The following is a 6,552-nucleotide window of genomic DNA, read 5'->3' as shown; positions in this document are numbered from 1 at the left end:
CGCGCTTATTGGCGACTTTTCAATATTACCAGCTTCCTAACAGGAAGTCAATAACTTTTTTATTTTATTTTCTTCCGCGTTATTTATTATGAAAAACGCGACAAGAAATAGTATAGCATCGTTTTAAAATAGAAACAAGTCTTTTTTAAAAAAAGCCGATTTAAAGCTTTTTCACTTTAAACCGGCTACCCCTAAAGGCTTCTTATTCTTTCGACCGCATTTGCGGGAACAATAAAACATCTCTAATAGAAGAAGAATTCGTCAACAACATGATTAAGCGGTCAATGCCTATTCCTAATCCACCCGTTGGCGGCAATCCGTATTCCAAAGCTTCTATGAAGTCCTCGTCCATTTCATGGGCTTCATCATTTCCTTCAGCCTTTTCGATCAACTGCGCTTCAAAACGTTGGCGCTGATCAATCGGGTCGTTCAACTCCGTAAAGGCATTGGCATGCTCACGGCGAACGATGAACAATTCAAAACGGTCAGTAAACCGCTCATCTTCAGGATTCTTTTTAGCCAAAGGCGATATCTCAACTGGGTGTCCGTAAACGAAAGTAGGTTGAACTAATTGCTCTTCCACTTTCTGCTCAAAGAATTCATTTAAAATATGTCCCACTTCCATAGTAGGCTTCACATCGATCTGATGTTCTTTCGCCAAAGCGTGCGCTTCTTCTTTTGTCATCGACTTCCAAAAATCAACACCTGTATATTCTTTTACGGCATCGGCCATATGTAGTCGTTTCCAACCTACAGCTAAATCAATCTCATCTTCCCCGTATTGGACAGTAGTAGTTCCCAAAACTTCCTGAGCAATATGGGCAACCAAGTTTTCAGTAAGCGCCATAATGTCATTGAAGTCAGCGTATGCTTCATAAAGCTCCAGCATCGTAAATTCCGGATTGTGGCGTGTGGATATTCCCTCGTTGCGGAAGACGCGGCCAATTTCGTAAACTTTTTCAAGACCACCGACAATCAAACGCTTCAAGTGAAGTTCAATCGCAATGCGGATATATAATTCCATGTCCAACGCATTGTGGTGTGTAATGAATGGTTTGGCAGCTGCTCCCCCTGCAATTGAATGCAGCATCGGCGTTTCCACTTCCAGGAATCCTTCGTTATCCAAGTAGCGGCGCATCGATTGGATGATCCGGCTGCGCAGAATGAAAGTCTCTTTGCTGCTTTCGCTTGTCAGCAAATCCAAATAGCGCTGGCGGTAACGTTGTTCTACATCTTTTAAACCATGGAACTTTTCCGGTAAAGGACGCAACGCTTTTGTAAGGAACGTTACTTCTTTCGCTTTTACCGATAGTTCCCCTACGTTTGTTTTAAAGACAGTCCCTTTAACGCCTAAGATATCCCCCAAGTCGACTGTGTTGTAAAATTCATAAGCTTCTTCACCAATTGCATCTTTGCGGACGTAGATTTGAATCTGCCCTTTAAGATCCTGAATATGCGCAAAGCCTGCTTTTCCTTTTCCACGTTTCGTCATAACTCGTCCAGCAATGACGACTTCGTGCGGCGTTTCTTCAAGCTCTTCTTTAGAAAGCTCTCCGTATTGTTCGATAATTTCCTGCGACAAGTGAGTCCGCTCAAAGCGGCCGCCGAAAGGATCCATTCCGTGATCACGGAATGCTTGCATTTTTTCGCGTCTCACCAATAATTGGTCATTTAATTCTTCTGACATGTCCTACACTCCTTTATCTATATAAAGCCAATCTCATTCATGTATTTCTCTATTGTACACAATTTCTTACCATACTACATAAAAAAGCTGCCACAAATTTGTGGCAGTCTCTGCATACACACGAATCTTTGCTGCCCACATCTCCGCGTCCCACCTATTTAATACAGTTGTTAATGCACATCCTGCAGAAACGCCGCGAGGCTATTATAGGATTTCCATAAAAGTACGCCATCAGTTTCTATAGTTCCTGCCACTTCAAGACCAGGATCTATTTCCAACAAAGGGATGAGAACAAAAGCCCGCTCATTCATTCTCGGGTGCGGAACGGTAAGCCTGTCTGTTTCTATCCGGTCCTGATTATATAGAAGAATATCAAGGTCAATTGTGCGCGGCCCCCATCTGACAAGACGCTTGCGGTTCAAGTTTTGCTCAATCTTCTGGCAGACATCCAATAATGCCAATGCCGTCAATTCCGTTTCAAGCTGGACAACCATATTGAGGAACGGTTCCTGATCTGTGTAACCAACAGGATCCGTTTCATAAAGTGAAGAAATTCGGGTAACGGTAACAGCAGGATGTTCCACCAGCTGCGCGACAGCCTGCCTCAACATTTCAAAACGGTCTCCCATATTGGAGCCGAGTGATAAATAACTTAGGTTCATGAGAATTTCCCTCGCGTCAATTCGATGGCAACTGATTTATAATGGCCAGGAATCGGCGGATCCGGTTTAATGAGCTGGACACGGATGCCTTGCACCAACGGAAATTCCGAAAGAATGCGGCTGGCAATACTTTCCGCTACAGCCTCCACTAATTTTTTCGGTTCGCCTTCGACAATTGAACGGCAAGCTTCATAAACTTCTCCATAATGCACTGTATGTTCCAATGCATCCGTTTCTCCCGCCTCCTTCAAATCTACCGCCAATGAAACCGTCAAGCGAAATCGTTGGCCGAGTTTCGTTTCTTCAGGGAACACCCCGTGGTAACCATAGAATTCCATATCATTCACGTGAATAAAATCCATCAGTCTTCCTCCTTGTATGGCCACTTGCCATTGAGCGCATCCATCATCTTCACTACACGTACCGTTTCTTTTACATCATGGACTCTTACAATATGACAGCCTTGATTGACACCATAGCAAACAGTAGCCAACGATCCTTCCAATCGCTCATCAACAGGAACATCCAAAATCTTTCCAATAAACGATTTCCTTGAAGTGCCGAGAAGAATCGGATAACCCAAGTTCGTAAGCTGGCCGATCATTTGCATCGCTTCAAGATTTTGCGCCACTGATTTTACAAATCCGACGCCAGGGTCAAGCCAGATATTTTCCCGGCTCACACCAGCCTTTAAAGAGATTTCTATACTTTCGTTCAAATCCTCCATAAAATCCTTTTGAAAATCCGTATATAACGTATCGTTACGGTTGTGCATAAGGATAATAGGCACATTCCATTTTGCCGCTATGCCTGCAATCGCGGGATCGTACTTAGCTCCCCAAATATCGTTGATGATGTGTGCACCAGCAGCAATCGCTGCATCGGCCACCTTCGATTTATAGGTATCAATGGAAATCAACACGTCAAACTGCCGGCGCAGTTCTTCGATAACAGGAACGATCCGTCCAATTTCTTCTTCATCTGAGATCCGCACATAGCCAGGACGCGTTGACTCGCCTCCCACATCAATGATGTCTGCACCATCTGCAATCATTTGCCGGGCATGCACTATCGCCTGTTCCACCCCATTGTATTTGCCTCCATCAGAAAAAGAATCCGGAGTGACATTCAGGATGCCCATAACGAGCGTTTTCTCATCGAAATTAATTTTCATGCAGATTCACCGTCCAAACTTTAAATATGTATCGATTTCCTGGGAAATAAAAGCGCGCCTTCATCTTACCTTAATTGACTGGTTTTTTTCCACAAAAAAAGAGCGGCCATTAAAGCGCACTCTTTTTGTATTTTAGTTGGATTCATCGAATTGGTAAAGTGGAGTACTTAAGTAGCGTTCTCCGTTGGATGGGATGATCGCCAACACTTTCTTGCCTTTGCCCAATCGTTTAGCCACCTGAAGAGCCGCGTAAATGGCAGCACCTGAAGATACGCCTCCAAGGATACCTTCTTCACGAGCTGCTTGGCGTGCAGTTTCATAGGACTGGTCGTTTGTGACTTGGATAATCTCGCTATAGATTTCAGTGTTCAATACAGCAGGAACAAACCCTGCTCCAATCCCCTGAATTTTATGCGGTCCCGGCTTGCCGCCAGACAATACTGGAGAATCCGTAGGTTCCACGGCCACGATTTGGATATCAGGATACTTCTCTTTCAACACTTGTCCCGCACCTGTAATCGTACCGCCTGTGCCGATCCCTGAAATAAAGGCATCCAATTGGTCGCCCATTGTTTCAACAATTTCCGGTCCTGTCGTCAAACGATGCACTTCAGGGTTTGCTTCATTGTTAAATTGCTGTGGCATGAACCAGCCGTTTTCAGCCGCTTTTTTCTCAGCAGTTTTGATGGCGCCATTCGGGCCATTCATCCCGTCTGCTCCTGGCGTCAAGATTAACTCCGCTCCATAAGCACGCAATAGATTGCGTCGCTCCATACTCATTGTTTCAGGCATAACCAAAACAGATTTATAGCCTTTTGCCGCCGCGATCATCGCTAAGCCAATACCTGTGTTGCCGCTTGTGGGCTCGATGATGGTATCGCCTTCTTTTAGATCTCCGGACTTTTCAGCCGCCTCAATCATTGCCAGAGCAATGCGGTCTTTCACACTGCTGCCTGGATTGAAGTATTCTAATTTCAAGTAAACGTCCGCATCTTCAGGACCTGTTAATCGGTTTAACTTCACAATTGGGGTTTGCCCAATCAGTTCAGTAATCGAATTTCCTACACGCGCCATATCTTCAACACTCCTAATCCCTAGTAATTTTGTCGACTTTAATGAAGCTAATGGTATCAATAAAATAGACTGTTTGTCAAATTGTATGAATTCATAAAAAATAGACGTTTCGTTGCCGAAACGTCCAGAATTTATTCTCCGTAAAACCATTCTGCGTCAAATTCCTGCCAGAATGCTTCCGGAGTGACTGATTGCGGCAATTGTTCCAGTGCCAGCTCACGATTGATGTGGCCTTCTACATCTTCAAACGAAAATGTCTGACCATCAACTTTTTCCGTTACAGAAATAATGGCGGTTTTGCCATTTTCAAGTGCCAAAGGAGATGACCAGCCGCCAACATCCACTTTCGCCACGTTCTTTGCGATATTAGCGTCTACGCCTGGCTCCCCACTTGAAATATAGCCGATATCGCCACCTAAATTACCGGTTGCGCTGTCGACCGAACGTTCACGGGCAGTCGCTTCGAAAGAAGAGCCTTTCTCCAGCTCTGCAATGGTTTCTTCCGCCTCTGCTACTGAGTTCAACATAATCATACGCGTTCGGTAAGAGTCTTTCACATCGTAAAGCGATTGATTGTCATCGTAAAAAGCTTTGATTTCGCTGTCTTCAATGACAATATCTTTCGTCAACACTTTTTCCAGAATCAATTGGGCTGCAACTTTCTCGCGTTGGCGTGTTTCATCCGCTGCGTAAAGAGCCGTCTCCGTACCGTCCTGCGAAGAGCGGAGAAGCGCCAGTTCCAAATCAATTTCTTTATCACTTACTTTAATTCCATAATCTTTCGCTGCAGTTGCCATTACTTTTTCGTTGACCAGTTCAAGCAATGCTTCGCGGCCATGCTGCTCTTCCATAGCAGCCAGCCACTCTTCCCGTGTAATCTCATCACCGCTGACAGAAGCGACTTTTTCCGCATTGCCGGTATCGTTGGGTATCAGCCATGCAATAAACCACAGGAAGTTGGCCAGCAGCAAAATGCCGATGACCAGCAGCACCGGTTTGGTCTTCAGATGTCTTTTCGGCTTTCCCGTGCCTGCCGGTGGCACAGGTCGCCGGTTATTATGACTGGAGTTCATTGATAAACGACTCAAGTTCCTCTTTAGAATAATGATACGTTTCCAGACAGAAATGGCATTGTGCTTCTGCCATGCCGTCTTCATCGATCATGTCTTGAATTTCTTTTTTCCCAAGCCCCAGAATAGCTGTAGCAAAACGGTCTTTAGAACAATTGCAGTCAAAATGTACCGGCATTTTATCAAGAATTTGAATATTTCCTTCTCCAAGCACTGCTTCAAGAATTTCTTCAGGTGATAATCCACGCTGAATCATTTTGGAAACAGGTTCGATTGCGGCTAATTGTTCTTCTAATTTCGTAATGGTTTCATCATCTGTATTCGGCATCAATTGAATGACAAAACCGCCAGCCGCCAATACCGAGTTGTCTGTATCCACCAGAACACCAAGTCCGACCGAGGAAGGAACCTGTTCGGATGATGCGAAATAATAAGTGAAGTCTTCAGCAATTTCACCCGATACAATCGGTGTCTGCCCTGTGAAATTGTCACGCATGCCAAGATCTTTGACAACGGACATCATGCCGTTCGTCCCAACTGCACGGCTGACATCCAATTTCCCTTTTTCATTCAAATCAAAATGCGTTTGAGGATTAGAAACATACCCACGGACGCCGCCTTTTGCGTTGCTGTCAACCAGCAATGCACCGATGGGTCCGCCACCCTCAAATTTAATCGTTACTTTGTCGTCGCCTTTCAGCATAGCGCCAAGCATGACGCCTCCTGTCATGGCGCGCCCCAAAGCCGCTGAAGCTGTCGGCCACATCATGTGGCGGCGCTGTGCTTCTCCCACTGTTTTCGTACTGTCTACCGCAAATGCACGGACACTCCCATTAAATGCAAGGCCGCGTACTAAATAATCTGACACATTTATCGTTCCTTTCT

7 protein-coding genes are annotated in these 6,552 nt (G+C 45.0%); all 7 read right to left on the bottom strand.

Annotated features, from left to right (window positions below; translation table 11 throughout):
• Positions 1-202: 202 nt before the first annotated feature.
• The 7 genes from lysS to hslO all read right to left on the bottom strand — a co-directional run bounded on the left by lysS (position 203) and on the right by hslO (position 6,535).
• On the bottom strand, positions 203-1,687 hold the full coding sequence (gene lysS, locus QMA01_RS17750; RefSeq protein WP_290215572.1) for a lysine--tRNA ligase: 1,485 nt from the start codon (positions 1,685-1,687) through the stop codon (positions 203-205).
• A 170-nt stretch (positions 1,688-1,857) separates the two neighbouring features.
• Entirely contained in the window at positions 1,858-2,349 is a 492-nt protein-coding gene (folK, locus tag QMA01_RS17745) for a 2-amino-4-hydroxy-6-hydroxymethyldihydropteridine diphosphokinase (RefSeq protein WP_290215571.1), read from the bottom strand.
• Positions 2,346-2,711: a dihydroneopterin aldolase gene (gene folB / locus QMA01_RS17740; protein WP_290187210.1), complete on the bottom strand. Its 366-nt coding sequence runs from the start codon at positions 2,709-2,711 to the stop codon at positions 2,346-2,348. The genes folK and folB overlap by 4 nt, the downstream gene beginning before the upstream one ends.
• Positions 2,711-3,523 (bottom strand): dihydropteroate synthase, encoded by an 813-nt coding sequence (folP, locus tag QMA01_RS17735; protein WP_290215570.1) that lies wholly within the window; start codon positions 3,521-3,523, stop codon positions 2,711-2,713. The genes folB and folP overlap by 1 nt, the downstream gene beginning before the upstream one ends.
• A gap of 132 nt (positions 3,524-3,655) precedes the next feature.
• On the bottom strand, positions 3,656-4,597 hold the full coding sequence (cysK, locus tag QMA01_RS17730) for a cysteine synthase A (protein WP_290187212.1): 942 nt from the start codon (positions 4,595-4,597) through the stop codon (positions 3,656-3,658).
• A 131-nt stretch (positions 4,598-4,728) separates the two neighbouring features.
• On the bottom strand, positions 4,729-5,670 hold the full coding sequence (locus QMA01_RS17725; RefSeq protein WP_290215569.1) for a peptidyl-prolyl cis-trans isomerase: 942 nt from the start codon (positions 5,668-5,670) through the stop codon (positions 4,729-4,731).
• Positions 5,654-6,535, bottom strand: coding sequence for an Hsp33 family molecular chaperone HslO (hslO, locus tag QMA01_RS17720; RefSeq protein WP_191716931.1), 882 nt, complete (start codon positions 6,533-6,535; stop codon positions 5,654-5,656). Before hslO ends, QMA01_RS17725 begins: the two co-directional genes overlap by 17 nt.
• Positions 6,536-6,552 lie beyond the last annotated feature (17 nt).

The organism is Planococcus notacanthi, assembly GCF_030407825.1.
Classification (GTDB): Bacteria; Bacillota; Bacilli; order Bacillales_A; family Planococcaceae; genus Planococcus; species Planococcus notacanthi.
Note: the sequence above shows the minus strand (reverse complement) of the source record. Positions and strands in the feature narration are given on the sequence as shown.